The sequence below is a fragment of the Pseudomonas sp. Sample_24 genome (assembly GCF_004307605.1).
GTDB lineage: Bacteria > Pseudomonadota > Gammaproteobacteria > Pseudomonadales > Pseudomonadaceae > Aquipseudomonas.
Genome location: NZ_RCNW01000346.1, coordinates 13,606 through 40,099, shown reverse-complemented (window position 1 = coordinate 40,099; position 26,494 = coordinate 13,606). Strand labels below are relative to the sequence as shown.

Annotated in this window: 24 protein-coding genes; 19 read left to right on the top strand and 5 right to left on the bottom strand. The window is 60.6% G+C overall.

Annotated elements, in window-relative coordinates; all coding sequences use genetic code 11:
• The 14 genes from waaF to D8V06_RS19890 form a co-directional block, all read left to right on the top strand.
• On the top strand, window positions 1-1,001 hold a 1,001-nt coding region (waaF, locus tag D8V06_RS19955), incomplete at its 5' end, for a lipopolysaccharide heptosyltransferase II (RefSeq protein ID WP_130931659.1).
• A gap of 1 nt (window position 1,002) precedes the next feature.
• Window positions 1,003-2,064, top strand: a complete 1,062-nt coding sequence (gene waaC, locus D8V06_RS19950) for a lipopolysaccharide heptosyltransferase I (protein ID WP_130931658.1) — start codon at window positions 1,003-1,005, stop codon at window positions 2,062-2,064.
• The gene (locus D8V06_RS19945; protein ID WP_056852324.1) at window positions 2,064-3,188 is read left to right on the top strand and encodes a glycosyltransferase family 4 protein; all 1,125 of its coding nucleotides are present in this window, start codon (window positions 2,064-2,066) and stop codon (window positions 3,186-3,188) included. The genes waaC and D8V06_RS19945 overlap by 1 nt, the downstream gene beginning before the upstream one ends.
• Window positions 3,185-3,991, top strand: a complete 807-nt coding sequence (gene rfaP, locus D8V06_RS19940) for a lipopolysaccharide core heptose(I) kinase RfaP (RefSeq protein WP_056852325.1) — start codon at window positions 3,185-3,187, stop codon at window positions 3,989-3,991. Before D8V06_RS19945 ends, rfaP begins: the two co-directional genes overlap by 4 nt.
• Complete coding sequence (locus D8V06_RS19935; protein ID WP_056852326.1) at window positions 3,991-4,725, top strand: lipopolysaccharide kinase InaA family protein; 735 nt, start codon at window positions 3,991-3,993, stop codon at window positions 4,723-4,725. The genes rfaP and D8V06_RS19935 overlap by 1 nt, the downstream gene beginning before the upstream one ends.
• On the top strand, window positions 4,722-5,474 hold the full coding sequence (locus D8V06_RS19930) for a lipopolysaccharide kinase InaA family protein (protein WP_130903945.1): 753 nt from the start codon (window positions 4,722-4,724) through the stop codon (window positions 5,472-5,474). The genes D8V06_RS19935 and D8V06_RS19930 overlap by 4 nt, the downstream gene beginning before the upstream one ends.
• Entirely contained in the window at window positions 5,474-6,925 is a 1,452-nt protein-coding gene (locus tag D8V06_RS19925) for a lipopolysaccharide kinase InaA family protein (RefSeq protein WP_130931657.1), read from the top strand. The genes D8V06_RS19930 and D8V06_RS19925 overlap by 1 nt, the downstream gene beginning before the upstream one ends.
• A gap of 167 nt (window positions 6,926-7,092) precedes the next feature.
• On the top strand, window positions 7,093-7,428 hold the full coding sequence (locus D8V06_RS19920; protein ID WP_056852546.1) for a YceK/YidQ family lipoprotein: 336 nt from the start codon (window positions 7,093-7,095) through the stop codon (window positions 7,426-7,428).
• 165 nt (window positions 7,429-7,593) lie between these two features.
• Window positions 7,594-9,351, top strand: coding sequence for a carbamoyltransferase (locus tag D8V06_RS19915; RefSeq protein WP_130931656.1), 1,758 nt, complete (start codon window positions 7,594-7,596; stop codon window positions 9,349-9,351).
• The gene (locus D8V06_RS19910) at window positions 9,335-10,465 is read left to right on the top strand and encodes a glycosyltransferase (protein WP_056852330.1); all 1,131 of its coding nucleotides are present in this window, start codon (window positions 9,335-9,337) and stop codon (window positions 10,463-10,465) included. The genes D8V06_RS19915 and D8V06_RS19910 overlap by 17 nt, the downstream gene beginning before the upstream one ends.
• Complete coding sequence (locus D8V06_RS19905) at window positions 10,465-11,361, top strand: antimicrobial resistance protein Mig-14 (RefSeq protein ID WP_130931655.1); 897 nt, start codon at window positions 10,465-10,467, stop codon at window positions 11,359-11,361. The genes D8V06_RS19910 and D8V06_RS19905 overlap by 1 nt, the downstream gene beginning before the upstream one ends.
• Window positions 11,362-11,369: 8 nt before the next feature.
• Complete coding sequence (locus tag D8V06_RS19900; protein ID WP_130931654.1) at window positions 11,370-12,770, top strand: PIG-L family deacetylase; 1,401 nt, start codon at window positions 11,370-11,372, stop codon at window positions 12,768-12,770.
• Window positions 12,771-12,851: 81 nt separating this feature from the next.
• Window positions 12,852-13,808, top strand: coding sequence for a glycosyltransferase (locus D8V06_RS19895; RefSeq protein WP_056852332.1), 957 nt, complete (start codon window positions 12,852-12,854; stop codon window positions 13,806-13,808).
• Between the two features lie 202 nt (window positions 13,809-14,010).
• A complete protein-coding gene (locus D8V06_RS19890) occupies window positions 14,011-15,105 on the top strand; it encodes a glycosyltransferase (protein WP_130907029.1) in 1,095 nt (364 codons plus the stop codon).
• Here the strand turns inward: D8V06_RS19890 and D8V06_RS19885 are convergent.
• On the bottom strand, window positions 15,100-15,705 hold the full coding sequence (locus tag D8V06_RS19885) for a serine/threonine-protein kinase (RefSeq protein WP_056852334.1): 606 nt from the start codon (window positions 15,703-15,705) through the stop codon (window positions 15,100-15,102). The genes D8V06_RS19890 and D8V06_RS19885 overlap by 6 nt on opposite strands.
• Window positions 15,706-15,813: 108 nt before the next feature.
• On the opposite strand from D8V06_RS19885, the gene D8V06_RS19880 reads away from it, so the two are divergent.
• The 3 genes from D8V06_RS19880 (at window position 15,814) to hldE (ending at window position 20,421) form a co-directional block, all read left to right on the top strand.
• Window positions 15,814-16,986, top strand: a complete 1,173-nt coding sequence (locus D8V06_RS19880; protein WP_056852335.1) for an O-antigen ligase family protein — start codon at window positions 15,814-15,816, stop codon at window positions 16,984-16,986.
• Window positions 16,987-17,001: 15 nt separating this feature from the next.
• Complete coding sequence (msbA, locus tag D8V06_RS19875; RefSeq protein ID WP_056852336.1) at window positions 17,002-18,807, top strand: lipid A export permease/ATP-binding protein MsbA; 1,806 nt, start codon at window positions 17,002-17,004, stop codon at window positions 18,805-18,807.
• Between the two features lie 189 nt (window positions 18,808-18,996).
• Window positions 18,997-20,421, top strand: a complete 1,425-nt coding sequence (hldE, locus tag D8V06_RS19870) for a bifunctional D-glycero-beta-D-manno-heptose-7-phosphate kinase/D-glycero-beta-D-manno-heptose 1-phosphate adenylyltransferase HldE (RefSeq protein ID WP_046819873.1) — start codon at window positions 18,997-18,999, stop codon at window positions 20,419-20,421.
• 161 nt (window positions 20,422-20,582) lie between these two features.
• Here hldE and D8V06_RS19865 read toward each other — a convergent pair whose 3' ends face one another.
• The 4 genes from D8V06_RS19865 to D8V06_RS19850 form a co-directional block, all read right to left on the bottom strand.
• Window positions 20,583-21,548, bottom strand: coding sequence for a hypothetical protein (locus D8V06_RS19865; RefSeq protein ID WP_056852337.1), 966 nt, complete (start codon window positions 21,546-21,548; stop codon window positions 20,583-20,585).
• A 33-nt stretch (window positions 21,549-21,581) separates the two neighbouring features.
• Window positions 21,582-22,394: an aldo/keto reductase gene (locus tag D8V06_RS19860; protein WP_130931653.1), complete on the bottom strand. Its 813-nt coding sequence runs from the start codon at window positions 22,392-22,394 to the stop codon at window positions 21,582-21,584.
• Window positions 22,391-23,566, bottom strand: a complete 1,176-nt coding sequence (locus D8V06_RS19855; RefSeq protein WP_130931652.1) for an FAD-dependent oxidoreductase — start codon at window positions 23,564-23,566, stop codon at window positions 22,391-22,393. Before D8V06_RS19855 ends, D8V06_RS19860 begins: the two co-directional genes overlap by 4 nt.
• A gap of 135 nt (window positions 23,567-23,701) precedes the next feature.
• Window positions 23,702-24,034: a multidrug efflux SMR transporter gene (locus D8V06_RS19850; protein WP_008004867.1), complete on the bottom strand. Its 333-nt coding sequence runs from the start codon at window positions 24,032-24,034 to the stop codon at window positions 23,702-23,704.
• A 103-nt stretch (window positions 24,035-24,137) separates the two neighbouring features.
• Here D8V06_RS19850 and D8V06_RS19845 point away from each other — a divergent pair, with 103 nt between their 5' ends.
• Window positions 24,138-25,040, top strand: a complete 903-nt coding sequence (locus tag D8V06_RS19845) for a LysR family transcriptional regulator (RefSeq protein WP_056852340.1) — start codon at window positions 24,138-24,140, stop codon at window positions 25,038-25,040.
• A gap of 11 nt (window positions 25,041-25,051) precedes the next feature.
• Complete coding sequence (gene waaA, locus D8V06_RS19840) at window positions 25,052-26,332, top strand: lipid IV(A) 3-deoxy-D-manno-octulosonic acid transferase (RefSeq protein WP_056852341.1); 1,281 nt, start codon at window positions 25,052-25,054, stop codon at window positions 26,330-26,332.
• Window positions 26,333-26,494 lie beyond the last annotated feature (162 nt).

Genomic DNA, 26,494 nt, shown 5'->3' with positions numbered 1-26,494 from the left:
GTGACATGGTGATGGCGCAGACACTGTTTCAGTGTCTCAAGCAGCGCCACCCGCAGTGCGAAATCGACGTGCTGGCCCCCGAGTGGAGCCGGCCGATTCTTGAGCGCATGCCCGAAGTTCGCCAGGCCTTGAGCTTTCCGCTCGGTCACGGCGCGCTGGAGCTGGCGACCCGTCGGCGCATCGGTAAATCCCTGGCCGGGCAGTACGACCAGGCGATCCTGTTGCCCAACTCGTTGAAGTCGGCGCTGGTGCCATTCTTCGCCGGCATCCCCAAACGCACCGGCTGGCGCGGCGAGTTCCGCTACGGCCTGCTCAACGATGTGCGCACGCTGGACAAGGAACGTTATCCGCTGATGATCGAGCGCTTCATGGCGCTGGCCTTCGAGCCGGGTATCGAGTTGCCCAAACCCTATCCGCGGCCGAGCTTGCAGATCGACCCGGTCACCCGCGAGGCGGCATTGGCCAAGTTCGGCCTGACCCTCGATCGCCCGGTGTTGGCGTTGTGCCCAGGCGCGGAGTTCGGCGAATCCAAGCGCTGGCCGTCCGAGCATTACGCCAAGGTCGCCGAGGCGAAGATCCGTGACGGCTGGCAGGTATGGCTGTTCGGTTCGAAAAATGATCACAGGGTGGGTGAAGACATCCGTTCACGTTTGATTCCCGGCTTGCGCGAAGAGTCGGTGAACCTCAGTGGCGGCACTTCGCTGGCCGAAGCAATTGATCTGCTCTCTTGCGCTGATTCCGTGGTGTCCAATGATTCCGGCCTGATGCACGTCGCCGCCGCGCTGAACCGTCCATTGGTAGCGGTCTACGGTTCGACATCGCCGGGTTTCACGCCACCGTTGGCCGAACATGTCGAGATCGTGCGCCTGGGCATCGAATGCAGCCCTTGCTTCGATCGCACCTGCCGTTTCGGCCATTACAACTGCTTGCGCCAGCTGATGCCGCAAGCCGTGAACGAAGCCTTGCAGCGTTTGCAGGGCACAGTGGTCGAGGTCAAATAGCTTGCGGGTACTGCTGATCAAGACGTCATCGCTGGGCGACGTGATTCATGCGTTGCCAGCGCTGACAGATGCTGCGCGGGCGATCCCCGGCATCAAGTTCGACTGGGTGGTGGAAGAAGGCTTCGCCGAAATCCCCACCTGGCATCCGGCGGTGGGCAAGGTAATTCCGGTGGCAATCCGGCGCTGGCGCAAAAACCTCTGGCAAACCATCAAGAGTGGCGAGTGGAAGCGTTTCAAGCAAAACCTGCGCGCCACGAAATACGATTTGGTCATTGATGCCCAGGGCTTGCTGAAGAGCGCCTGGCTGACTCGCTATGTCAAAGCCCCGGTGGCCGGCCTGGACAAGTCGTCGGCCCGCGAGCCAATGGCCGCGCGTTTCTATGATCGACGCCTGGCGGTTGCCCGTGGCCAGCACGCGGTGGAGCGAGTGCGTCAATTGTTCGCCATCGCCCTGGGCTACGACCTGCCCAAGGGCTTGGGCGACTATGGCCTGAGCGTCGAACGCCTGGTGGAATTGCCGCGCAAGAATCCCTACGTACTGTTCCTGCATGGCACGACCTGGGACACCAAGCACTGGCCTGAAGCCTATTGGCGCGAGCTGACCGAGCGTGTCGGTTATCTCGGTGTCGGGGTGAAACTGCCTTGGGGCAACGCGGTGGAGAAGGCGCGCGCCGAACGCATCGCTGCCGGTTTCAAGCACGCCGAAGTGCTGCCCAAGCTGAACCTGGCCGGCGTCGGCAAGGTGTTGGCCGGGGCTCAGGCGTGTGTGGCGGTCGACACCGGTCTTGGTCATTTGGCCGCTGCACTGGATGTGCCGACCCTGTCGCTCTTCGGTCCGACCAACCCGGGCCTGACCGGCGCCTACGGCAAATCGCAGATCCACCTGGCCAGCGATTTCCCTTGCGCACCCTGCCTGCAAAAGAAATGCACCTATCAACCGACGGCCGAAGATGCCCGTCAGTTCGACCTTGAGCGCGAGTGGCCCTTGTGCTTCACGCGCCTGAATCCCGAGCGGGTCGCCAGCCGACTGAGCACGTTGCTACTGGCTGAGGAGCTGCGCTGATGCAATTGGCATTTGTCCTGTACAAGTACTTTCCCTTTGGTGGCTTGCAGCGCGATTTCATGCGCATCGCCCTGGAGTGTCAAAAACGCGGGCACCAGATTCGCGTCTACACGCTGATTTGGGAAGGCGACGTGCCGCCGGGTTTTGAAGTGCTGGTGGCGCCAGTCAAGGCATTCTTCAACCATCGTCGCAACGAAAAGCTCAGTGAATGGATGGAAGCGGACCTGGCCAAACGCCCGGTTGATCGTCTGATCGGCTTCAACAAGATGCCGGGGCTGGATGTGTATTACGCCGCTGACGGCTGCTTCGAAGACAAAGCGCAGAACCTGCGTAACTCGCTGTATCGTCGCTGGGGCCGCTATCGCCACTTCGCCGAATATGAGCGCGCGGTGTTCGCCAAAGACGCGAAGACTGAAGTGTTGATGATCTCCGAAGTCCAGCAGCCGCTGTTCATCAAGCATTACGACACGCCGCTGGAGCGTTTTCATCTGCTGCCGCCAGGCATTGCCCAGGATCGCCGCCGCCCAGCCGATGCCGACGAAATTCGCGCCGGCTTCCGGGCCGAATTCAACCTCAAGGACGATGAACTGTTGCTGGTGCAGATTGGCTCCGGGTTCAAGACCAAGGGGGTTGATCGCAGCCTCAAGGCGCTCGCGGCATTGCCCGCTGATCTGAAGAAACGCACACGGCTGTTTGTAATCGGCCAGGACGACCCCAAATTGTTCCAGATGCAGAGTGCGACGTTGGGGCTGGGTGACAACGTGACGTTCCTCAAGGGCCGCAGCGATATTCCGCGTTTCCTGTTGGGGGCCGATCTGTTGATCCATCCGGCCTATAACGAAAACACCGGTACCGTGCTGCTTGAAGCGCTGGTGGCCGGGTTGCCTGTGCTGGTCAGTGCGGTGTGCGGTTACGCCCATTACATTGCCGAAGCCGATGCTGGCCTGGTGCTGGACGAACCCTTCGAGCAAGCACAGCTGACGCAATACCTGACCGGCATGCTCAACGACGCCCAAGCACGGGCGGCCTGGAGCCGCAACGGTTTGGCGTTTGCCGAGACGGCTGATCTCTACAGCATGCCGCAGCACGCGGCCGATGTGATTCTGGCGGAGCACGCTAAATGAAGTTGATGCTGGCTGAACCGTTCAAAAGCCTCTGGGCCGGACGCGATCCGTTCGCCGAAGTCGAGGGCTTGCAGGGCGAGGTGTACCGCGAGCTTGAAGCGCGCCGGACCCTGCGCACTGAAGTGAACGGCAACGGGTTTTTCGTAAAGATCCACCGCGGCATTGGCTGGGGTGAGATCTTCAAGAACCTGCTCACCGCCAAACTGCCGGTACTCGGTGCAGGCCAGGAGTGGAAGGCGATCCAGCGCTTGCAGGAAGTCGGCGTGCCGACCATGACCGCCGTCGCTTATGGTGAGAAAGGCAGCAATCCGGCCGACCAGCATTCGTTCATCGTCACTGAAGAGCTGGCGCCGACGGTCAGTCTCGAAGATTTCAGCCTCAACTGGATCAAGCAGCCGCCCGAGCCGAAACTCAAGCGCGCTCTGATCGCCGAAGTGGCACGCATGACCGGGATGATGCACCGCGCCGGGGTCAACCACCGCGACTGCTACATCTGCCACTTCCTGCTGCACACCGACAAGCCGGTGACGGCCGATGACTTCAAGCTGTCGGTGATCGACCTGCATCGCGCCCAGACGCGTCCGACGATCACTGCCCGCTGGCGCAACAAGGATCTGGCGGCGCTGTATTTTTCCGCTCTGGATATCGGCCTGACCCGTCGCGACAAGCTGCGGTTCCTCAAGGGTTATTTCCAGCAACCGCTGCGGCAGATTCTCAGCGAAGAAGCCGGGCTGCTCAGTTGGCTTGAGGGCAAGGCCAACAAACTCTACGACCGCAAACAGCGATACGGGGATGCGCTCTGATGGCGGGTTGGACACTGGAGCCTGAGTACAGCGATCTGGCAGAGGACTTCGGCAGCCTCGAAGCGGTGTTTGCGCTTCAAGGCGAGCGATTGACCCGTGACCCGCTGTCGGAAGTCATCCGCGTCCAGCGCAAGGGTGTCAACTATTACGTCAAACGCTACGTGGGCGCAGGCAAGGGGTTGCGCCGTTATCTGGGCAAGCCTCGGGTGAAAATGGAGTGGCAGAACCTCAAGCGCTTCGCCAAGTGGGGCATTCCCACCGCCGAGGTGGTGGCCTGGGGGCTGGAGCGTCGCGGCATGGCTTACGATCGCGGGGCGATGATCACCCGCGAACTGCCGCATACCGAAGACCTCTCGGCCCTTGCCGAACGGCACGACCCCAAGCTCGCGGACCGCGCGTGGGTCGATACCATCAGCCGCCAGCTGGCCAGCTACACCCGGACCATGCACGAGCATTGTTTTACCCACAACGATCTGAAATGGCGCAACCTGCTGGTCGACGATCAGCCCCAGCTGTTTCTCATTGACTGTCCCAATGGTGATTTCTGGAGCGGTTTCTGGCTCAAGTACCGCATCACCAAGGACCTGGCGTGCCTGGACAAGGTCGCCAAATATCAGCTGTCGGCCACCCAGCGTCTGCGCTTTTACCTGCAATACCGGCAACGGGAACGGCTCAATGCCGCCGATAAAAAACGCATCCGGCACGTGGTGAGATTTTTCGAGGGACGCGAATGACTGATTTTCTGGCCGCTGAAGACCGTGCGCTGCTCGAGCGCCATGGCCTCGGCACGTTCGATGCGCTGTGGTCCCGGCAACTCGAGGCCGTGGACGAACCCAACACCCTTCGCGGTGGCTGGAGCAGCGTGTTTCGACTGGACCTGGAAGGTCATGGCTTCTATCTCAAGCGCCAGAGCAACTATCAGATGCGCACCTTGCACGCGCCGTTCGGCGAGCCGAGTTTTGCCCGTGAATTTCGCAACATCAGCCGTTATGAAAAACTCGGCATTCCGGCGCTGAAAGCGGCGTTTTTCGGCGAGCGCAAAGTCGATGGCGAAGTCCGCGCTGTGCTGCTGACCCGGGCACTGGACGGCTGGGATGATCTGGATTCGCTGCTGCGCCGCTGGTCAGAGCTCGGCGAGGCGCAACACGTGGCCATTCTGCAAGCCTGCGGCCGTCTGGCGCAGCGCCTGCATGGCAGGCGTCAGGTGCACGGCTGCTTCTATCCCAAGCACATTTTCCTGCGCGCCAACGGCGACGGCTATCAGGCGCAGTTGATTGACCTGGAAAAGACTCGGCCACTGCTGTTCGGTCAACGGGACCGGGTCAAGGATCTGGAGCCATTACTGCGTCGAGCACCCGAGTGGAGCGAAGCGCAGTTGCGGGTGCTTCTGGCCGCCTATCTGGATCAGGCTCAGGACAGTTCGCTGATCGACAGCTGGCTGACACGTCTGACTGCCCGGCGCAGCCATAAGGGGAAAGCTTGATGCGTTTGTCCGAACTGAAAAGCGCTGGCCGCAGTCCGACGCTGCCGTTGACTCTTTCCCTGGCCGACGCGGCCGGTCCGGCCGATTTGCAGCTACTGAGCCTGCTGCGAGTGTTGCCGGGGCAGCGTTACGTGGGCGCCGGTGTCTGGCGTGGCCGGCCGGTACTGGCCAAATTGCTGGTCGGCAGCAAGGCTGCACGACATTTTCAACGGGAACTGGACGGCGTGCGTATGCTCGCTGCCCAAGGCTTGACTACGCCGCTGCTGTTGGCCGACGGCCTTAAGGAAGGCGAGGGCGGCTGGCTGTTGTTCGAGTTTCTGGAAGGCGCTGAAAGCCTCGGCGATGCGTGGCAGCGAGTTGAAAGCTTGCCCGTGTTGGCCGACGAGCAATCAGCGGTTTTGGCCGAAGCCTTGGGTGCCATTGGCCAAATGCATCGCAAAGGCCTGTGGCAGGAAGATCTGCATCTGGACAATCTGCTGCGCCAGGGCCGTCGGCTCTATCTGATCGACGGCGCCGGAATCTGCAGCGAAACGCCTGGCCAGCCGTTGTCGCGGCAAAAGGTCCTGGAAAATCTCGGGGTGTTCTTTGCCCAGTTGCCACAATCGTTGCAGCCGTTCACCGAAGAGTTGCTGGTCTACTACCTGCTGAGCAATGGCGAACATGCCTTGCCCATGGAAGCGCTACAGAAGCAGATCGACAAAGTCCGCAACTGGCGCCTCAAGGATTTCCTGAACAAAGTCGGCCGTGACTGCACACTGTTCAGCGTGCAGCGCGGGGTTTTCGGCTTGCGGGCGATTCGCCGCGAGGAAGAAGCGGCCATGCTGCCGGTACTGGAGCGGGCCGATGAGTTGCTTGACCAAGGGCATCTGTACAAGACCGGCGGCGCGGCGAGTGTCGGCAAAGTCCAGGTCAATGGTCGCACGCTGGTGATCAAGCGCTACAACATCAAGGGCTTTGCGCATTGGCTCAAGCGTTTCTGGCGCCCGAGCCGGGCGTGGCACTCCTGGCGCGAAGGCAATCGCCTGGCGTTCCTCGGCATCGCCACGCCCAAGCCGCTGGCGCTATTGGAAAAGCGCTTCCTCGGGTTGCGCGGTCGCGCCTACCTCATCACCGAGCATCTGTCGGGGCCGGACATCATCGAGCGTTTTGCGCCCTATGTGGAAAGTGGTGATGCGCCGGAGTCCGAGCTGGCAGCGCTGGATCACTTGTTCGCCGAGCTGATTCGCGAGCGCATCAGCCATGGTGACTTCAAGGGCCACAACCTGTTCTGGCAGCAGGATCGCTGGGCGTTGATCGATCTCGATTCGATGTGCCAGCACGGCTCTCTTGCCAGTTTCGCACCGGCGTATGCACGGGATCGCGCGCGGTTCATGCGCAATTGGCCGGACAGTAGCGCGCTTTATCAAGTCATCGATGGGCGTCTGCCCAAAGACATCGCCAGCGTTTCCTGAATTGGGCCTTCGGTCCTGTCGCGGGCTTGCCCGCGATGGGATCGGACCAGCCAAATAAGATCAGGGACAAGTTCTTGTGAACCGTCCTACGCGATCTTCGGAAGCCATGAACTGTGGCCCGGATCGGCCCGATGCTAGTTTGCCCTGACATTTGCGGAGGGCGGACTTTGACAATAAGAATGGCAGCTGCTTCAGGCGCGATTTCGCTGGCATTGGCGGGATGCGGGACCGCTGCGACGGTGCTTCAGGACGATGCTGACGCCGCGCAAGGGTTGCGAAAGCAAAAAACCTATTGCCAGTCGATACCGCGGGTCTACAGCGGTCTCGCCCATGATTTCTGCGTATTGAATGCGCCACCCGATCCCACGGGCTTCCTCGTGCCATTCATTCTGCTGGACCTGACGTTGTCCGGCGCTCTGGACACCGTTGTCTTGCCCTATACGATTTACCGGCAAAGCGTGGACGGCAATATTCAGATCTATTGGCGACCCGTGCGCGGTTAAACAGCGGCAAGTCGACTTCCGAAAAGGCTTGCCGGTTGCCGCTAGAGGTTTGCCGCAGCTTTTACGCTATAATCCCGCCCTTTAGCTGTCTCTCGCCCCTTGCGAGGGCACATAAATTTTTGAGGCGCATTGCGCCTGCACGCAGACTAAAGAGGCTAGACCCCTGTGGCATTGACGATTCTTGGCCTGTCCGGCGCCCTTAGCCATGATCCTTCCGCAGCCCTGTACATCGACGGCAAGCTGGTCGCGGCGGCTGAAGAAGAGCGCTTCGTGCGCGATAAACATGCAAAGAACCGCATGCCTTATGAATCGGCGAAATTCTGCCTGGAACAGGCCGGTATCAAACCTTCCGACGTTGACGTGGTGGCCATTCCGTTCGCCCCGATCAGCCTGTTCGGCAAGGCTCGCTGGCACTACGCCAAGCGTTACTGGTACGCGCCAGACCGCGCCCTCGATGCAATCCTGATGGGCAACCGTCGCTACAAGCGCTATCGCAACAAGATCGTCTGGTGCCTCGAGCAACTGGGTTTCGATCCGAAAAAAATCAAGATCGAGCCGGTCGAACACCATCTGGCTCACGCCTCCAGTGCCTACCACTGCTCCGGTTTCAAAGAGAAAACCGCGATTCTCGGGATCGACGGCAAGGGCGAGTACGCCACGACGTTCTTCGGTTACGGCGAAAACGGCAAGATCCACAAGATCAAGGAATTCTTCGATCCTGACTCCCTCGGCGGCCTGTACGGCGCAATCACCGAGTTCCTCGGTTTCGAGATGCTCGACGGCGAGTTCAAGGTCATGGGCATGGCGCCGTATGGCGACGCCAGCAAGTACGACTTTTCGCGCCTGGCCTCTTTCGAAAACGGCGAGCTGGTGATCAACACCGATTACGCCAACGTCATCGGCCTGCGTCGCTATAAAGAGAAGGGCAAGGGTTTCTACTTCTCGCCGAAGCTGATCGAGTGGCTGGGTCCGAAGCGCGAAGGCGACATCGCCGACGAGCCATACATCCACTACGCCGCCAGCATGCAAGCGCTGTTCGAGAAGCTGGCGTTGCAGATGATCGACCACTACCTGGGCGACGTACTCAAGGAAACCGGCAAGCTGGCGTTCGCTGGCGGCTGTGCCTTGAACGTCAAGCTGAACCAGAAAATCATTGCCCGCGACGACATCAAAGAGCTGTTCGTCCAGCCTGCGTCCGGCGATGCCGGTACTGCCGTCGGCGCTGCGGCTTATGTATCCCACGCCCGCGGCGTTCCGGTCGAGAAGATGGAACACGTCTACCTCGGCCCGTCTTACAGCAATGAAGATGTGATCGCCGCCTGCGCCCGCCATCAGAACAAACCTGCGTGGCGCAAGCTCGACAACATGCCGGAGCAGATCGCCAAAATCATGGTCGACGGCAACCCGGTGGCCTGGTTCCAGGGCCGCATGGAGTTCGGTCCGCGCGCATTGGGTGGTCGTTCGATCATCGGTTGCCCGAGCGTGGCCGGCGTGGCCGATCGCATCAACCACCAGATCAAGTTCCGCGAGCGCTGGAGGCCTTTCTGCCCGTCGATGCTCGACACCGTCGCGCCACAGATGATCAAGATCGATCACCCGGCGCCGTTCATGACCTTCACCTTCGAAGTGGCTGAAGAGTGGAAAACCCGCGTGCCGGAAGTGGTCCACGAAGACGGCACTTCCCGTGCCCAAGTGCTCAAGCGCGAATACAACCCGCGCTACTACGACATGATGAAAGCGCTGGAAGTACTCACCGGCAACGGCGTGTCGCTCAACACTTCGCTCAACCGTCGCGGTGAGCCGATGATCTGCTCGCCGACGGACGCCTTGAACATGTTCTTCGGTTCCGATCTACAGTATCTGATCATGGAAGACATCCTGGTGGTCAAAGAGGGCGCGAACGCATATGACACGCTCGGCTGAACGCCATGTGTTGCAGTTCTGCCACGGCTATGACGGGCCGTTTCTGGACTGCGCCCGGCAGTACGCCAGCCTGTTCGCGGGGACCGGTTATCGCGTGACCACGGTGTTTCTCACCGGGGTCGCCGACGCCGAAGTCGCCGCGGGATGCGCTTCTGATGAAGTGTTGTTCATGGAATACAGCTCCAGAGCCATTCGTGGCCTGAAGCTGGGCGCCATTGGCGATCTGCGCAAGATCGCCGCTTCGCGCAATTTCAGTTTCTGCATCGCCCACCGCTTCAAACCCATCTACATCGCCTTGCTGGGCACTTCGTTGCCGGTGATCGGCGTGCACCACGCGTTTGACGATTACAAGCGCGGCACGCGCAAGCTGTTCGCTCATGTTTTCCGCAAGCGCCTGAGCCTGCTCGGGGTTTCCGATGCCGTGCGCGATGACATGCGCCGCTGCCTGCCGAAGTGGCCGGCGACGCGCATCCAGACACTTTATAACCGCATCGATGTGCCGGCGTTGCAGGCCAGCCAGGTTTGCGCGCGCGAGGCACGGGAGATCCTGGGGTTGTCGGCGGATGCCTGGATCGTCGGCAACGTCGGTCGATTGCACCCGGACAAAGATCAGGCCACGTTGCTTGAGGGCTTTGCCGCAGCGCTGCCAGGGCTGCCCGCCAACAGTCAGCTGGTGATTCTCGGCAGCGGGCGTCTGGAGCAGGATCTCAAGGCGCAGGCTCGTGAACTGGGGATTGGCGACCGCGTGTTGTTCCTCGGCCAGGTGCCTGAAGCCCGACGTTATTTTCGTGCCTTCGATGTTTTTGCCTTGAGTTCCGATCACGAACCTTTCGGCATGGTGCTGCTTGAGGCCATGGCCGCTGGTGTACCGTTGCTCGCCACCGCTTGTGGCGGGGCGAAGGAGGTGGTCGAAGGTGTCGGCATTCTGTTCCCGCTGGGCGATGCCGAACATCTGGCGCAAGGGTTGAAACACCTTGCCGCGATGGACGATCAACAACGTCTTCAGTGTGCCGAGCTGATGCTGGACCGCTTGCGCGAGCGTTTTTCCGACCGCGCGGTGCAGGATGCTTTCTGGCATTTGCCACACGTTATCGAACTGGCACCGAGGGGCTGATGCTCAACAGATTTCAAGGCTGGCGCGAACGTGGCTGGTCGGTAGCCGATGCCTCGATCTATGCCGAGGTCTGGCATCGTTATGGCGGCAGCGTCGCGACTCACCCTATGGTGGTTGAACGGTTGGCGCAGTTGGCTGGTATTCCGGTGCGTTATCTGGCCTGGGAGCATGAGGGCGAGGTGAAAGCGGCGATCCCGACCTGGGGGCGCGATCTTGCCTTGTCCAAGGATGTGCTCAAGCGCAGCGGTAAAAAAGGCCTGTTCGACCTTGGCAACGCCGAGATCATCCTGCCGGCTGCGGCCGATGCCCAAGCGCCTCTGCGCCATCGCGGGCGTTACCTTTCGGCACTGAACGAAAGCCGTTTCACCGGCATCAAGTTGCAGGCCGAACAATTGGCCATGGCCCGCGCTCCCGAAGAACTGTCGAAGAAATTTCGCTACAACCAGCGCCGGGAACTCCGGTTACTGGAAGAGGCGGGCGGTGTGGTACGCCCGGTTTCGGATTTTTCCAGTAGCGAGCTGGCGGCCATTTATTGCGACCTGTTCCAGCGCCGCTGGGGTTTTCCGGCGACCGGCGCCGAGCGCATGGCTGAAGTCATCGAGTTGTTGCGCGCGTTGCTGATCGGCTCGGTGATCTTCCTCAACGATGCACCGATTGCCATTCAGCTGGTGTACCGCGTCGAGACGCCGCAGTGGATCAGCGTCGAGTACATCAATGGTGGCGTCGACCCTGAAACCCGCGAGTTCAGCCCTGGCAGCGTGTTGAGCTTCCTCAATACCCAAAGCGCCTGGGAGCATGCACGGGCACTGGACAAGCCCTTGCGCTTTTCCTTCGGTCGCGCCGACCGGGAATACAAGGATCGCTGGTGCAACCCTGTTCCGGTCTTCACCGTATGAGCCAAGCCATGAGCCGCAAACAACAACTGCTCAAGCGCCATCGGCGCAACAAACGCATCGGCTTGTTGATCGCGCTGGGAATGTTGATTGTCATGGGCCTGCTGGTGGCCTGGTGGCTGCCGCTGGTGCTCGCAGTCCTGGGCTGGATTGCCCATGAAGCGTGGTTCGCCGACCACCTGTTCTATTCGCCCAACGACGATTACCAGTACAGCTTCCCGCCCTACACGCCGCAACCGAAAGTCCACCTCAATGGCGATCGCCTGCGGTTGGACGATGGCGTCATGTTGGTCGAAGACGCGACGCTGGTGCTGGCGTTGCGGGTCAAAAGCACCTGGCTGGGGCGTTTCCTTGATCCTGTGGTCGAACTGGCTGGTGGTGACAATCCGGATCGGCTGACCTTCGAGCGCGGTGTAAACGGCCTGCGTTATCTCAACCTCAGTGGCCAGGCACAAGTTCTGTCCCAAGGCGAGCTCCGCCTGCGCGGCCGTTTTTGCCGCCTGCTCGGCGAGCCGGTGCTGTGGGCGATCGAACATCCGGATTACCGTCGCCAACGGGTGATGGTCATTGCGCCTCATGCCGATGACGCGGAACTGGCAGCCTATGGCTTGTACAGCCAGGCGGATGAAGCCTGGATCGTCACGCTCACCGCCGGTGAAATCGAAGCCGAACACTACCAGCAGATGGGATTGGACAAAGTCCAGGCTTCGCGGCTCAAAGGCCGTTTGCGAACCTGGGACAGCATTGCAGTGCCGCGTTGGGCTGGCGTGGCCGAAAGCCGGTGCGTGCAATTGGGTTATTTCTGCCTGCAACTGGCAACCATGCAGGCTTCGCCTGCTCAGCCGGCGGGCTCGCGCGAAGCGGATTTGAGTGATACCCGGTTGTTTCGCCAGTTGAACCCGTTCGCCTTGCCGGGCGATGTCGATGGCGCGCCGACCTGGAACAACCTGCTGGCCGACTTGCGAGAGTTGCTGCTGCGCGCGCAACCGCAAGTCATCGTGCTGCCGCATCCGACACTTGATCCGCATCCGGATCATATTTGCGCTCATGCCGCGGTTCTTGAAGCCTTGCAAGGGCTCGACTGGCAGCCGACATTGCTGGGTTACGCCAATCACTTGCATGACAACGATCGCTGGCCCATGGGCAATAGCGGTACCGGCGTGGCGCTGCCACCGGTGTTTGATGCTGCTTCGCTGCTGCATCCCTATTGTCTTTTGCTCACACCGGCGCAGCAGCGCGACAAGGCCATGGCGCTGGCAATGATGCATGACTTGCAGCCGCCAGCCCCGTTCAAGCGCCGGGTGCGCCGGGTATTGCAGCGGTTGCTGGCCGGGCGCCGCGGTTCGCCCTACGGTGAGAACGAATTTTTTCGCAAGGCTGTACGTCGCCATGAGCTGTTCTGGCATTTGTAGGATTGCGTGCGTGAAGCGCCCCAGCTGCGAGCAGGGGTATGTCAGAGGTTGCTCGGTTTGCCTGTTGCGGCAAGGAAGACGATGAAAGTTTTGTTTCTGGTGCAGAAAGATCAGCGGGCTATCCTGGACCGTCTGTACGAGGGCGTGGCCGCCCATTGCGAGTGCGACCTGCGGTGGCTGAGCAGCGATGAGCAGCGCAACCTGCGCCGCTATTTTCGACGCGAAGTCGATGTGGCGCAGTATGACCGGATCGTGTTTTTCCTGCGCTTCAAGCAGGAGATCCGCCAGGTCGGATTTATCCGCACGATCCCCAATCTGGTGATCCTCGAACACGACGCCTATCAGAACTACATTCCTTGCAAGTACACGGGAAAGTTCAGCGCACATTACCGCAAGCTGCCCTGGGCGCGAGTCATCAGCTCAGGTTTCGTCGTCACCGAAAGGTTGCGCAGCGAAGGGTTCGATGCGGTATTCGTGCCCAAAGGCTACGACCAGACCCAGCTTGAAGATCAAGGGCGTGAGCGCGATATCGAACTGGCCTTCGTCGGCAGCACCAACAGTGTCGCCTACAGCGGGCGCAAAGCCTTGCTCGATGAGTTGGCGGGCGTCGAACCCTTGGTGGTCACCCGCACGAAATCCGGCGAGGAATACCGCGACACCCTCAACCGCATCCGCTACTTCGTCAGTGCCGATGTCGGCATGGGCGAATTCATGATCAAGAACTTCGAGGCCATGGCTTGCGGTTGTGTATTGCTGGCGTATGACCAGGGCGAGGCGGAAAGCCAGGCACTGGGTCTGCTGGACATGCAAAACGTGGTGTTCTACCAGAACATCGCACAACTTCAGCAAAAGCTCGCGCTATTGCGCAGCGACCCGGAACTGGCTCAGCGCATTGCCCGTAACGGTCGCGAACTGGCGGTCAGCCAGTTCAGTTTTGCACGCATCGGTCAGCGAATCGTCGAGGAGCTCGAGCCGGCATTGCGTGTTCGCGCGCCCTTGAGCCTGCTGGAAAAAGTCCGTCTGAAGTTAGGCATTTGACGATGTGTTACCCGGCCATTGGCATTGCTGGCGACCTCCATTTCTTTAGGGATCAGGTGCAGTTATCCATGGAAAACGACATCGCATCGGTACACCGAGCGTGCGTTCCTGTTGGCGGTTGCTATGGTGAAGTTGTGGTCGGTTCATCCCCTGAGCGCCGTACGGCTTCTCTAAAGAACTCCCTGTCCCGGCTTTTCACCCTATGAGCATTGTTAACGTCATGTGGGCCAGCGGCGCTCCGTTTGCCTCGACTCACAAGGTGCACCAACAGATATTGTCCCAGGTCCCGGCCTCTGTACCGATCGAAACCTGGCTGCTTCAGGGGCATGCCTCGGAGTGTGGAGTGGCGGTCGGCAAGGTGCGGGAGTGGGGGCTGACCTCTGCGCGACTGAAAGGGCGACACATCTGGCGACTGGCCCGGCCCTGGATGCACTACAAATTGCAGAGTGCGCTCAAATCCAGCGATGCGCGCGTACTGTTGCTTGATGGCCTGGGCGTGGCCCGGGCACTGTTGCCCTGCATCGAGACCATGCCGCACTTGCGTGCGGTAGTGGTTTTCCATGGTTCGACGCGGCTTCACGCAGCGGATAGAACGCTCTTCCAGCGGTTCCCGGCGTCCCGGCTGTCGGTGGTTGCTGTGTCGCAAACCCTCGCGACGTCATTGAGCCAGGACCTGCAACGGCCAGTCACGACACTGCGCAGCGCTTTTGATCCCACGGCCTGGCGTTCTGCCCTGCTCACCCGGGAACAGGCGCGTTCCCGGTTGGGCTTGCCTGTGGATAACACATCGGTGCTGGGTGCCGTGGGACGGCTGGTTGGGGGAAAAGGTTTTGCCTGTCTGATCGATGCTTTCGCGGCAGCATTGCTTGAACGACCGGATCTGCGCTTGGTGATTGTGGGCGAAGGTGTTGCCCGTGCCGAACTGGAAGCGAAAATCCACGCGGCAGGGTTGCGCGGCAAAGTCTTTTTGCCGGGTCATGTGAGTGACGTGGGGCAGCTCTATCGAGCATTCGACTGGGTGGCGATGCCGTCGCTGAGCGAAGGCCTGGGGCTGATCCTGCAGGAGGCGGTCATGGCCGGGGTACCGGTAATCGCCAGTGAACTGGATGTGTTCCGTGAACAATTGGGCGATGCCGGCTGGTATGCCCCCGTCGAGGATGTGGCTGCCTGGCGCGACACGATTGCCCGGGCGTTCAGTGCCAACGCTCAAGCGATCGCCGCAGAGCAATATCGTGCACTTGCCCCGGACCAGGCCTGGCGGGATTTCAGCCAGGCTTCCCGGGCATTGCTCTCATGAAGCGAGCAGTGCCTGTTCGAGGGCTTTCATCGGAAAGCTGTCGTTCAGGTTTTCCCGTGCAATATAGCGAGCGAAGTGCTGCAGGTTGCGCTTGACTAGATGACGGGACAGCGGTGCGCGCAGAAAGCGCATGTCCGCCACATCAATCAGGCCCATGCGGTTATCGGGGGTGACCACGATATTACCCAGGTGCAGTGAGCGGAAATAAATTCCCGATTCATGGAGACTTCTTATCAGGCCCACCAGGTCCGGCAAGGCCTGCGGCCAGGTGAATCCTTCCTTGTTGGCGATCTGGCGCAGGGTCTCGCCTGGCAATGGCTGGTAAAGCACCGCCGTCATGCCTGGCGCTTGCAGTCGGTAGTACTGCAGGACCTGCAAAGTCGGCACACCGAGTTTTTGCAGTTCTACGGCGTTGTCGATGAATCGCTTGGAATAGGGACGAAACAGCGCAGAAGAAAAAATACGCTTGCGGCGGAACAGTTTCAGAATATTCCCATTCTGCAACAGGTAGACTTTCGGCCCAAAGCTGTCGGCTTCCAGTACTCTGGCGCCTTCAATCATTTGATTTAGAGCGGCTTGTGAAAGCCGAGAACATTGCATCGTAGAAAGCCTTGTTGGAAGACGGGCGTTGTGACGGGCAATGATGCCGAAAAGTTTCAGCTTTAACCATGCCGGGCGGGGTGGGTGACGTTTCTCAGGGGTAATTTGATGCAAGAAAAACGCTGGGCGCAAGTATGGATGACGATAGGTCTGCTTTGGTTCCTGTTGGCCATCGCCGTCGCGCCTACCAACAAGATCTATCAACAAGGTTTGGTCGCATCGGTCTGGCTGCCGGCACTGTTTTTTTCATGGTCCGCGCGAGCCCGGCTCCGGGAGTTATTCCATCAGCAACGCTGGGTCTATCTGCCGATGCTCGGGCTTCTGGTGTGGTCTCTGATCAGTCTTGCCTGGACGAACGCTCCGGACCTCGCTCGCGAGGCCAAGCGTTTGCTCTACATCGTGGTGTTCCTGATGTTCTTCCCGATATTTGCCAATGGCCAGCCTGATCGCGTGATCCGCATCATGCAGTGGGGTGGGCTCGGGTTGGCGCTGACGGCGCTCATCGCCATCATCAAGTTCTATGGAGTGGATGGAAACATTTGGAGCGCACGCCTGGAGGGGTTGGGTGAATTGGCTCATCCGATCCTGGGCGGGTATGTCATTGGGCTGGCTGCGGTCTGGCTGGCTTTCTGGCCTCCGGCCAGCGGCAAGTTGCAGGTGCTCTGGGTAATTGCTCTGGCCCTGCTTTGTGCATTCGTGATGCTTAGCCAGAGCCGTGGTGCCGGGCTGGCGTTGTTTTTCACGATACTTGCCATGCCGGTTTGGAGCAGTGACCGACGTAGCCGCATCATCGCAGCGGCAGCATTGATCGTGGCGGTCATGGCAATCTGGTTTTTCGAATCGTTCGTCGTGGCGCGCGGAGTGTCTTATCGTCCGCAAATCCTGATAGCCAGTCTGCAGATGATCAGTGAGCACCCATGGCTTGGCCTCGGCCTTGGCGGTGACTACCGAGTGTTTGCTTCAGGTGAGTACTTCAATCATACGCATAACCTGTTTACCCACGTGGCTCTTGAATTGGGGCTGCCAGGGTTGCTGTTGTGGTGTTCGATCTGGCTTGCGGTGCTGTACGAGGCCTGGAAAGCCCGGGAGACGCTTTATGCCAAGGGAATCATTGGCATCTGGGTGTTCTCGACGCTGGCCATGCAATTTGACGCCGCCAGCCTGTCCGGGACCCCGAGGCCCGAATGGTTTATAAGCTGGTTGCCCGTGGGGCTGGCCAGTGTTCTGGTATGGGCACGGGCCAACTCCGGCGCCTGTGATAAAATTTCGCGTTCCATTTAACCAGTGAGCCCTACGATGAGTGATGCACCGCCTGAAGCGGGACAGGATTCCAGCCTGAAAATCTACCTTCGGCTGTTGGGGTACGTGAAACCCTATATCGGTCTCTTCCTGCTGAGTATCGTAGGCTTCGTGATCTTTGCCTCCACGCAGCCGATGCTGGCCGGGATTCTCAAATATTTCGTCGATGGCCTGAGCAACCCTGAAGCGGTGCTGTTCCCTACAGTCCCTTACCTGAAGGATTTGCAGCTGCTGATGGCCGTGCCGTTGTTGATCATCCTGATCGCGGCGTGGCAAGGCCTCGGTTCGTTTCTCGGTAACTTCTACCTGGCGAGGGTATCGCTAGGGCTGGTGCATGACCTGCGCGTCGAGCTGTTCAACAAGCTGCTGGTGCTGCCCAACCGCTATTTCGACACCCACAACTCCGGGCATCTGATCTCGCGCATCACGTTCAACGTGACCATGGTGACCGGTGCCGCCACCGATGCGATCAAGGTCGTGATCCGTGAAGGCCTGACCGTGGTTTTCCTGTTTGCCTATTTGCTGTGGATGAACTGGAAGCTGACCCTGGTGATGCTGGCGATCCTGCCGTTGATTGCTTTGATGGTGGGTAGCGCCAGCAAAAAATTCCGCAAGCAGAGCAAGAAGATCCAGGTGGCCATGGGTGATGTGACCCACGTGGCTTCCGAAACCATTCAGGGTTATCGCGTGGTGCGCAGCTTCGGCGGCGAGACTTATGAAGAGCGTCGCTTCGCTGCCGCAAGCCAGGGCAACACCGAGAAGCAGTTGCGCATGACCAAGACCGGCGCGGTCTACACGCCGATGTTGCAACTGGTGATCTACACCGCCATGGCTGTGTTGATGTTCCTGGTGCTGTTCCTGCGCGGTGATGCCACCGCCGGTGATCTGGTGGCCTACATTACCGCCGCTGGCCTGCTGCCCAAGCCGATCCGCCAGTTGTCGGAGGTCAGTTCGACCATCCAGAAGGGCGTCGCCGGTGCCGAAAGCATTTTCGAGCAACTGGACGTCGAGCCCGAGGTCGACAGCGGCACGGTCGAGCGAGACCGCGTCAGCGGGCATCTGGAGGTGCGCAACCTCAGCTTCACCTACCCTGGAACCGACCGTGAAGTGCTGAAAAACATCAACTTCACGGCGGCGCCGGGGCAGATGATTGCACTGGTCGGCCGTTCAGGGAGCGGCAAGTCGACCCTGGCCAGCCTGATTCCGCGTTTCTATCATCACGACATTGGCGAAATCCTGCTCGATGACGTTGAGATCGAAGACTATCGCCTGCGCAACCTGCGCCGGCACGTGGCGCAGGTTACCCAACACGTGACGCTGTTCAACGACACCATTGCCAACAACATCGCTTATGGCGACCTGGCTGGCGCGCCGCGCGAAGACATTGAAAAGGCTGCCACGGATGCCTATGCGATGGACTTCATCTCGCAGATGCCTGAAGGCCTCGATACTCAGGTCGGAGAAAACGGCGTGCTGCTGTCCGGCGGGCAGCGTCAGCGTCTGGCGATTGCGCGGGCACTGTTGAAAAACGCGCCATTGCTGATCCTCGACGAGGCCACTTCGGCCCTCGACACCGAGTCCGAGCGCCACATTCAGGCGGCACTGGACCAGGTCATGAAAGGGCGCACCACGCTGGTCATCGCTCACCGTCTGTCGACCATCGAAAAAGCCGATTTGATTCTGGTGATGGAGCAGGGCCAGATCGTCGAACGCGGCACCCACGCTCAACTGCTGGCGCAAAACGGCTACTACTCGCGTTTACATGCGATGGGGCTGGACGCGCCGGCTGAAGACATCGCCTGAAATAGTCTTTTGCAGGGCGTTGCCCTGGCTGCGATCTTTTGACTTTGTTTTTAAAGATCAAGAGGTCGCAGCCTCGTTGCTCTCTACAGTCCTGCCCTCGCGAATTTATCCCGATGCAGCCGTCGCACAAGCCTGCGGCAACCCTGTGTTAATATCGCGCCCCTGTTCATTTTGTATGTGGGTTGCTCCATGAAGTTGTCCATGCCGCGATTCGATCAAGCCCCTGTCTTGGTGGTCGGCGATGTCATGCTCGACCGTTACTGGCATGGTGGTACCTCACGGATTTCCCCTGAGGCGCCAGTACCTGTAGTCAAGGTCGAGCACATCGAGGACCGCCCCGGCGGTGCCGCCAACGTTGCGTTGAACATTGCCGCCCTTGGCGCGCCAGCCTCGCTGGTTGGCGTGACCGGCGACGATGAAGCCGCCGACAGTCTGGTCAATAGCCTCAAGGGTGCAGGTGTGCGGGCGTTGTTCCAGCGCATCGCGCATCAACCGACCATCGTCAAGTTGCGGGTCATGAGTCGGCACCAGCAATTGTTGCGTATCGACTTCGAAGAACCGTTCGCCACCGACTCGCTGGCGTTGTCGGTGCAAGTCGACGAATTGCTCGAAGGCATCAAGGTGCTGGTGCTCTCCGACTACGGCAAGGGTGCGTTGAAAAACCATCAAGTCTTGATTCAGGCAGCTCGTGCCCGTGGCATTCCGGTGCTGGCCGACCCCAAGGGCAAGGATTTTTCGATCTATCGCGGTGCGAGTCTGATCACACCGAACCTCAGCGAGTTCGAAACCATCGTTGGCGGTTGCGCCGATGAGCACGAGCTGGTGAGCAAGGGCGCGCAGTTGATGCACGACCTGGACCTTGGCGCCTTGCTGGTGACCCGTGGCGAACACGGCATGACCCTGTTGCGCCCGGATCATCCGGCCCTGCACCTGCCGGCTCGCGCCCGCGAAGTGTTCGACGTGACCGGCGCCGGCGACACGGTGATTTCCACCCTGGCGGCGGCGATTGCTGCCGGCGAGGAACTGCCGCATGCGGTGGGCCTGGCCAACCTGGCCGCGGGCATCGTGGTCGGCAAGCTCGGTACGGCGGCGATCAGTGCGCCGGAACTGCGTCGCGCCATCCAGCGTGAAGAAGGTTCGGAGCGCGGTGTGCTGGGGCTCGAGCAATTACTGCTGGCCGTCGACGACGCCCGTGCGCACAACGAGAAGATCGTGTTCACCAACGGTTGCTTCGACATTCTGCATGCCGGCCACGTGACTTACCTCGAACAGGCGCGCGCCCAAGGCGATCGCCTGATCGTAGCGGTCAACGACGATGCGTCGGTCAGTCGCTTGAAAGGGCCGGGTCGTCCGATCAACAGTGTCGACCGACGCATGGCCGTGCTGGCCGGGTTGGGTGCGGTGGACTGGGTGATCAGCTTCGCCGAAGGCACCCCGGAAAACCTCCTGCGCGAGGTCAAGCCGGACGTGTTGGTCAAGGGTGGGGATTACGGGATTGACCAGGTGGTGGGCGCGGACATCGTGACTGCCTACGGCGGCACCGTGAAAGTGCTGGGGCTGGTGGAAAACAGCTCCACTACCGCCATTGTCGAGAAAATCCGCAAGTCCGAATAACGCGTGATCACTGTGGCGAGGGAGCTTGCTCCCGTTCGACTGCGAAGCGGTCGTAAAACCATTGAATGCGATTTGCCTGGTGCAACTCGATTGCAGGTTTTAGGGTCGCTCCGCGACCCAACGGGAGCAAGCTCCCTCGCCACGGCAGCGTACTGATCAGCCTATCGTGCAGCCTTGCGCGGTACGATCTTCTTCAGCAGTTGCTTGGCCTTCCCGCGCAGTCGCGCCAGGCCTGAATCCTTCGCCGGTGGCGTCAAGCCTTGCTGGCGGACCCAGTCCTTCCAGCGAATGCGCTCATCCCTCACCAACCAGCCTTCCTGCCGGGCAAAGCTCTCGGCCAGAAACAACCCGCGCGTGCTCGCCGGGTACAGTTGATCCTTCTTCAAGGTATAGAGCTCGGCCAACGGGTGGCCGTCCTGCAAAGGCATCAAGTACAGATCGGGCCGCTTGCGATCCAGTCGGGCCACCAGTTGATCGCCTTCCAGCCGTTCGTCGACGTGGAACAGACTCAGGGATTTGGCTTCCTTGGGCACGTCCAGGCGCAAATCATAGATCAACTGCAACGATGCCGTCGGCAGGTGCACATAGGCCCGGGGCCGCTCAATCAGCTGCAGGTTGGCGCAACGCACCGGCCGCGCCGAGCCGGACAGTGGCGACAGGCGAAACGGCAGGGCTTCGCGGTAATGCAGAGCAGACGAGTAGGGCGCGGGCAACCATGTGTCGTTGAAGCGCCCACCGAGCCAGCCTTCCGGGGTTTCCAGCAGGCATTCTTCGGCAATCTCCTGGATCGCCGTGTGCAGCGGCAGGTTCAGCTCGTGGGCCGGCACGTAGCCGGAAATCAGCTTGAGCACGACGTCCCCGCGATCCTGGCGACGCTGACGCACCAGTACCCAGTAATCGCGATTCTGCCAATGCAGCGTCAGGCGCACCGAAACGCCGAGGTTGGCCAGTTCCAGGGCAAAGCGCTCGCTGTCGGCGACGGTGACCGGGCGGCGACGTTGCAGGGTCTGGGAGAAGTTCAGCGGCCTGCCGACGCTCTGGTAACTCAGGCCTTCGGGAGTCGCTTCGACGAATAACGGCAGGGTCTTGAAGTTGCTCGGATTCTTTCTAATGAGCGTACGCGGCATGTCGGCTCCTGCTTTAGGCCGCGTGGGGCGGCATCAGTGGCTACGTAGGACCTGGGCAACGGTCGCGACGTTGTGGGCGAGGTGCAGCGGGTTGATCGTTCCGACAATAGCACTGGCCACCCCCGGATGTTCAAACAGCAACTCGAAACTGGCGCGCACCGGGTCCACCCCGGGACTCAGGCAAACGTGACCACTGGCGAGGGCTTTTTTGACCAGAATGGCTTTGCCGTGAGCAGCAGCATAGTCAATCACGGCTTTCTCGTTTTGCTCGTTCAGATTGTAGGTGACCATTGCGCAATCGCCTTGCTCCAGCGCCTTCAAGCCACCCTCGACGGTTTTGCCGGAAAAACCGAAGCCGCGAATCTTGCCCTCGCCCTTGAGCGCGGCGAGGGTTGCATAGACTTCGCAATCGTTGAGGATCGCAAGGTCGTTGCCATCGGAGTGCACCAGCACCAGGTCAATGAAATCTGTTTCCAGGCGTTGCAGGCTGCGTTCAACCGAGAGCCGGGTATGTGCAGCGCTGAAATCGTGGCGCGATTGGCCGTCGGCAAACTCTTCGCCAACCTTGCTGACGATCACCCAGTCCTGACGCTGGCCGCGCAAGAGCGGGCCGAGGCGTTCTTCACTGCGGCCATAGGCCGGGGCGGTGTCGATCAGGTTGATGCCCAGGTCCCGGGTCAACTTGAGCAGCATGCGCGCTTCGTCATCGTCCGGAATCTGGAAGCCGTTGGGGTACTTCACCCCTTGGTCGCGGCCGAGTTTCACGGTGCCCAGGCCCAGCGGAGAAACCATCAGGCCGGTGCTGCCCAGGGGGCGATGCAGGTCGTGCAGGGTAGGTTGGCTCATGGCAGTAGTTGCTCCCAGGCCGGAATGCCCATCGGTGGCCTTGGCAGCGGTGGCAGCGCCGCTACCGGACCCGGTTGAATGCCGTCGCGTGCAAGGCTGGCGATCACCCGGTCGGCAAAGTCCGGCGCCAATGCCAGCTTGGTAGGCCAACCCACCAACAATCGACCTTCCTCGGCGAGGAAGGCGTTGTCGGGGCGGGTCAGGCCCGATTGCAACGGCTCGGCACGATCCACGCGCAAGGTTGCCCACTGGACCGTGCTCAGATCAATCCAGGGCAACAACTGGCCGAGTTCTTTCTGTGCGGTGGCGATCTGTTCGGCGGGCTCGCGAGCCACACCTTCGCTTTCGGCGATGTCTCCGCCCATGTACCAGACCCACTGACCATCGGCTGCCGGATGGGTGGTTATGGTAAGGCGCGGTTTGGTGCCACCACCCAGGCAGTGGGCATACAGCGGCTTGAGGCTCGGGCCTTTGGCGATGATCATGTGCAGCGGGCGACGTTGCATGGCGGGTTGGCTCAACCCCAAAGCTTCAAGCAGCGCAGCTGTCCCGCCACCGGCGCTCAAGACGATGCGTTGCGCACGAATTTCACGCTCATCGACTTTCAGGCCGACCAGAACACCAGCCTCCAGCAGCGGTTCGATCTTCTGACCGGCGAGCAGGCCATCACCCGCCAGATCGGCCAGGCGCTGGATCAGGCTCGGCACGTCGATCACCAATTCGGCCAGTCGATAGACCTTGCCCTTGAAACGCTTGTCTTGCAGGGCGGGCGGCAATTGCTCGCCCTTGACCTGATCGACACGGCCGCGTACGGCTTTGCTGGCGAAGAAACTGGTGAGGTTGCCGGCGATCGTGCCGGGGGACCACAGATAATGGGCTTGCGATAACAGGCGCACGCCGGACAGATCCAGCTCGCCGTCACCGGCCAGCGCTTCCCGCCAGCGACGGGGCATGTCGGCAATGGCCTCAGAGGCACCGGTGATTGCGCCATGCAATGCGTACTTGGCGCCGCCGTGGATGATGCCCTGGGATTTCATGCTTTGCCCGCCGCCGAGGCTGGCGCTTTCCACCAGCACGGTCGAAAAACCCTGGCGGCGCAGGCGCGCATTCAGCCAGAGGCCGGCGACACCAGCGCCGACAATCAGAACGTCGGTGGAAATAACGGATGGCATGCGACGACCTCAGTGTTCAAGACGAGGGCGCAGTATACAGACTCGAAGATTGGAGGTTTTGCTGGCGATCAACACGGCGAATCAAAATCCTGTGGGAGCGAGCAGGCTCACTCCCACAGTGCATTAGGTGCGAGCTTAATGCCCGGCAGTCTTGGAGAAGAGCTGGATGACAACAACCCCCAGCACAATCAACGCCATCCCCAGCATCGCCGGCACATCCAGTTTCTGCCCGTAGATAAACAGCGCCGCCACGCTGACCATGACGATGCCCATGCCGGCCCACACCGCGTAGGCAACACCCACCGGCACGCTGCGCACCACCAGCGTCAGCATCCAGAAGGCAATCCCGTAACCGACGATGACCAGCAACAAGGGCAACGGTGTGCTGAAGCCTTTGACCGCTTTCATCGAAACGGTGGCAATCACTTCGGCGCAGATGGCGATGGCCAGATAGTAGTAGGCGGTCATGGTTCAATCCTCGTGTGAAGTGTTGCTCTCTGAGGTCGGCATTTTAGAGATTCCCCAGATGCGGTAAAGTCATTACCTATCTGCTTTGGAGATGGGTTGAGCCATGAACACACAATGGAATCTGGAGCAGTTGCGGCTGTTTGTCAGCGTGGCTGAGCAACGATCGTTTTCCGCCGTGGCGCGGGATCAGCGCAAGGCGCAATCGGCAGTCAGCAGTTCTATTGCATTGCTGGAGGAAGACCTGGGCGTGAGCCTGTTCGAGCGCAGTAGCGGCCGTCAGCCGAAACTCACCGAGGCCGGCACGACATTACTGGAGGAGGCCCGAGAAGTGCTGCGCCAGTGTGAACGCCTCAATGGCCGGGCGTTGGCGATGATGCGCGGGCAAGAGGCCCGTTTGCGTGTGGCGCAGGACGAGGCGATGCCTTACCAGCCGATCATCGAAAGCTTCGAAGCCCTGGCGGAAAAATTTCCCAGTGTCGAAGTGCAGTTGACCAGCGCCGCCCAAGGCGATGTCGCGCGCAAACTGGTGGAGCGGCGGGCCGATCTGGGGTTGTTGTTCTTTCATGATCAGATACCCGAAGCGCTGGAACGGCGGGTATTGGGCAGCGTCGAAATGGTCACCGTGTGCGGCAGGGAACATCCGCTGGCGGCCAAGGGCACAGTGGACTGCCAGCAACTGGCGCAACACCGGCAGTTGTTGATGTCGACGGAGTCCAGCATTTATCCGGGCAGCGAGCCAGCCAGCCCGCAAGTCTGGCGTGCCGACAGTTTCTACGTGATGGCCGAATGGCTGGTGCGCGGCCTGGGTTGGGCATGGTTGCCGCGCCACGTGGTGCAGTACCCGACGTATCAGAATCAGATGGTGGAACTGGTCAGCGAATGGACCCCGCCGGCGCTGGTGGTGGAGCTGGTCTGGCGCCGCGACGAACCGCTCGGTCCGGCGGCTCGCTGGCTTGCTGAACGTTTTGCCGTGCACTTGCAGGCGATCGGCGAAAAAAGCCGATAAACTCCGCCGCCATGAATAGAACTCTCTACACCGCGCTGTTTTATCTGGGGCTGCCATTGGTGGCGATTCGGCTTTGGCTGCGCGCACGCAAGGCGCCGGCGTATGCCAAACGCATTGGCGAGCGTTTCTCCTATGGCATGCCCGCGATGAAACCGGGCGGTATCTGGGTGCATGCGGTGTCGGTGGGCGAGAGCATTGCTGCCGCGCCGATGATCCGTGCCTTGCTGCAACGCTATCCACAATTGCCGATCACCGTGACGTGCATGACGCCAACTGGCTCGGAGCGCATCCAGGCGTTGTTTGCCACTGAGCCGCGCGTCCAGCACTGTTATTTGCCCTATGACTTGCCGTGCGCCGCTAAACGCTTTCTTGATCGGGCCCGACCAAAACTGGCGGTGATCATGGAAACCGAGCTGTGGCCCAACCATATTCATCAATGCGCCAAGCGCGGGATTCCGGTGGCACTGGCCAATGCGCGGTTGTCGGAACGATCCGCCAAGGGTTATGGCCGCTTCGGCAAATTGACCGGACCAATGCTCGCCGAGATGAGCCTGTTCGCGGTGCAGACCGAAGCCGAGGCCCAGCGTTTCCGTGATCTGGGGGCGCGGGCAGAAACGGTTGAAGTGACCGGCTCGATCAAGTTTGACCTGACGATCGATCCGCAACTGTTGCAGCGCGCCAGCGAATTGCGTAGCCAATGGCAGGCCCAGGAGCGCCCGGTGTGGATCGCCGCGAGCACCCATGACGGCGAAGATGAAGTGGTACTGGCGGCCCATCGCCGGTTGCTGGCCGATCATCCTGATGCGTTGCTGATCCTGGTGCCGCGTCATCCGGAGCGATTCGATTCGGTGTACGGCTTGTGCCAGCAACAAGGGTTTGCCACGGTCCGGCGTTCCAGCGGCGAGCCGGTTGGTGCCGGTACTTCGGTGCTGCTCGGCGACACCATGGGTGAATTGCTGTTTCTCTACGCGTTGGCCGACAGCGCTTTTGTCGGCGGCAGTCTGGTGCCCAACGGCGGGCATAACCTGCTGGAGCCGGCCGCGCTGGCAAAACCGGTATTGAGTGGCCCGCACCTGTTCAATTTCCTCGAAATCGCCGCGCAACTGCGCAGTGCCGGGGCCTTGCAGGAAGTGGAAGATGCCGAAGGTTTGGCCCTGGCAGTTCAGCGGCTGTTCGAATTGCCGCGGGATGCACAACGCATGGCCGAAGCAGGCTTGAAAGTGATGCGCAGCAATCAGGGCGCATTGCAGCGGTTGCTGGATGGGCTAGGCCGGTTGATCGCTGGCCACTGACCAATTGTGGCGAGGGAGCTTGCTCCCGCTGGGCTGCGAAGCAGCCCCATACCCCGACACCGCACTGCATACAGACATATCGCATTGCCAGGTTTTACGACTGCTTCGCAGCCGAGCGGGAGCAAGCTCCCTCGCCACAGAAAGCTTTTCACCCAAGTTGCC

What these genes read in the sequence shown, in the direction of transcription:
- D8V06_RS19945 (WP_056852324.1), top strand. Translation starts at nt 2,064, where the DNA reads ATGCAATTGGCATTTGTCCTGTACAAGTACTTTCCCTTTGGTGGCTTG.
- rfaP (WP_056852325.1), top strand. Translation starts at nt 3,185, where the DNA reads ATGAAGTTGATGCTGGCTGAACCGTTCAAAAGCCTCTGGGCCGGACGC.
- D8V06_RS19935 (WP_056852326.1), top strand. Translation starts at nt 3,991, where the DNA reads ATGGCGGGTTGGACACTGGAGCCTGAGTACAGCGATCTGGCAGAGGAC.
- D8V06_RS19930 (WP_130903945.1), top strand. Translation starts at nt 4,722, where the DNA reads ATGACTGATTTTCTGGCCGCTGAAGACCGTGCGCTGCTCGAGCGCCAT.
- D8V06_RS19925 (WP_130931657.1), top strand. Translation starts at nt 5,474, where the DNA reads ATGCGTTTGTCCGAACTGAAAAGCGCTGGCCGCAGTCCGACGCTGCCG.
- D8V06_RS19910 (WP_056852330.1), top strand. Translation starts at nt 9,335, where the DNA reads ATGACACGCTCGGCTGAACGCCATGTGTTGCAGTTCTGCCACGGCTAT.
- D8V06_RS19905 (WP_130931655.1), top strand. Translation starts at nt 10,465, where the DNA reads ATGCTCAACAGATTTCAAGGCTGGCGCGAACGTGGCTGGTCGGTAGCC.
- D8V06_RS19900 (WP_130931654.1), top strand. Translation starts at nt 11,370, where the DNA reads ATGAGCCGCAAACAACAACTGCTCAAGCGCCATCGGCGCAACAAACGC.
- D8V06_RS19895 (WP_056852332.1), top strand. Translation starts at nt 12,852, where the DNA reads ATGAAAGTTTTGTTTCTGGTGCAGAAAGATCAGCGGGCTATCCTGGAC.
- D8V06_RS19890 (WP_130907029.1), top strand. Translation starts at nt 14,011, where the DNA reads ATGAGCATTGTTAACGTCATGTGGGCCAGCGGCGCTCCGTTTGCCTCG.
- D8V06_RS19885 (WP_056852334.1), bottom strand. Translation starts at nt 15,705, where the DNA reads ATGCAATGTTCTCGGCTTTCACAAGCCGCTCTAAATCAAATGATTGAA.
- D8V06_RS19880 (WP_056852335.1), top strand. Translation starts at nt 15,814, where the DNA reads ATGCAAGAAAAACGCTGGGCGCAAGTATGGATGACGATAGGTCTGCTT.
- msbA (WP_056852336.1), top strand. Translation starts at nt 17,002, where the DNA reads ATGAGTGATGCACCGCCTGAAGCGGGACAGGATTCCAGCCTGAAAATC.
- hldE (WP_046819873.1), top strand. Translation starts at nt 18,997, where the DNA reads ATGAAGTTGTCCATGCCGCGATTCGATCAAGCCCCTGTCTTGGTGGTC.
- D8V06_RS19865 (WP_056852337.1), bottom strand. Translation starts at nt 21,548, where the DNA reads ATGCCGCGTACGCTCATTAGAAAGAATCCGAGCAACTTCAAGACCCTG.
- D8V06_RS19860 (WP_130931653.1), bottom strand. Translation starts at nt 22,394, where the DNA reads ATGAGCCAACCTACCCTGCACGACCTGCATCGCCCCCTGGGCAGCACC.
- D8V06_RS19855 (WP_130931652.1), bottom strand. Translation starts at nt 23,566, where the DNA reads ATGCCATCCGTTATTTCCACCGACGTTCTGATTGTCGGCGCTGGTGTC.
- D8V06_RS19850 (WP_008004867.1), bottom strand. Translation starts at nt 24,034, where the DNA reads ATGACCGCCTACTACTATCTGGCCATCGCCATCTGCGCCGAAGTGATT.
- D8V06_RS19845 (WP_056852340.1), top strand. Translation starts at nt 24,138, where the DNA reads ATGAACACACAATGGAATCTGGAGCAGTTGCGGCTGTTTGTCAGCGTG.
- waaA (WP_056852341.1), top strand. Translation starts at nt 25,052, where the DNA reads ATGAATAGAACTCTCTACACCGCGCTGTTTTATCTGGGGCTGCCATTG.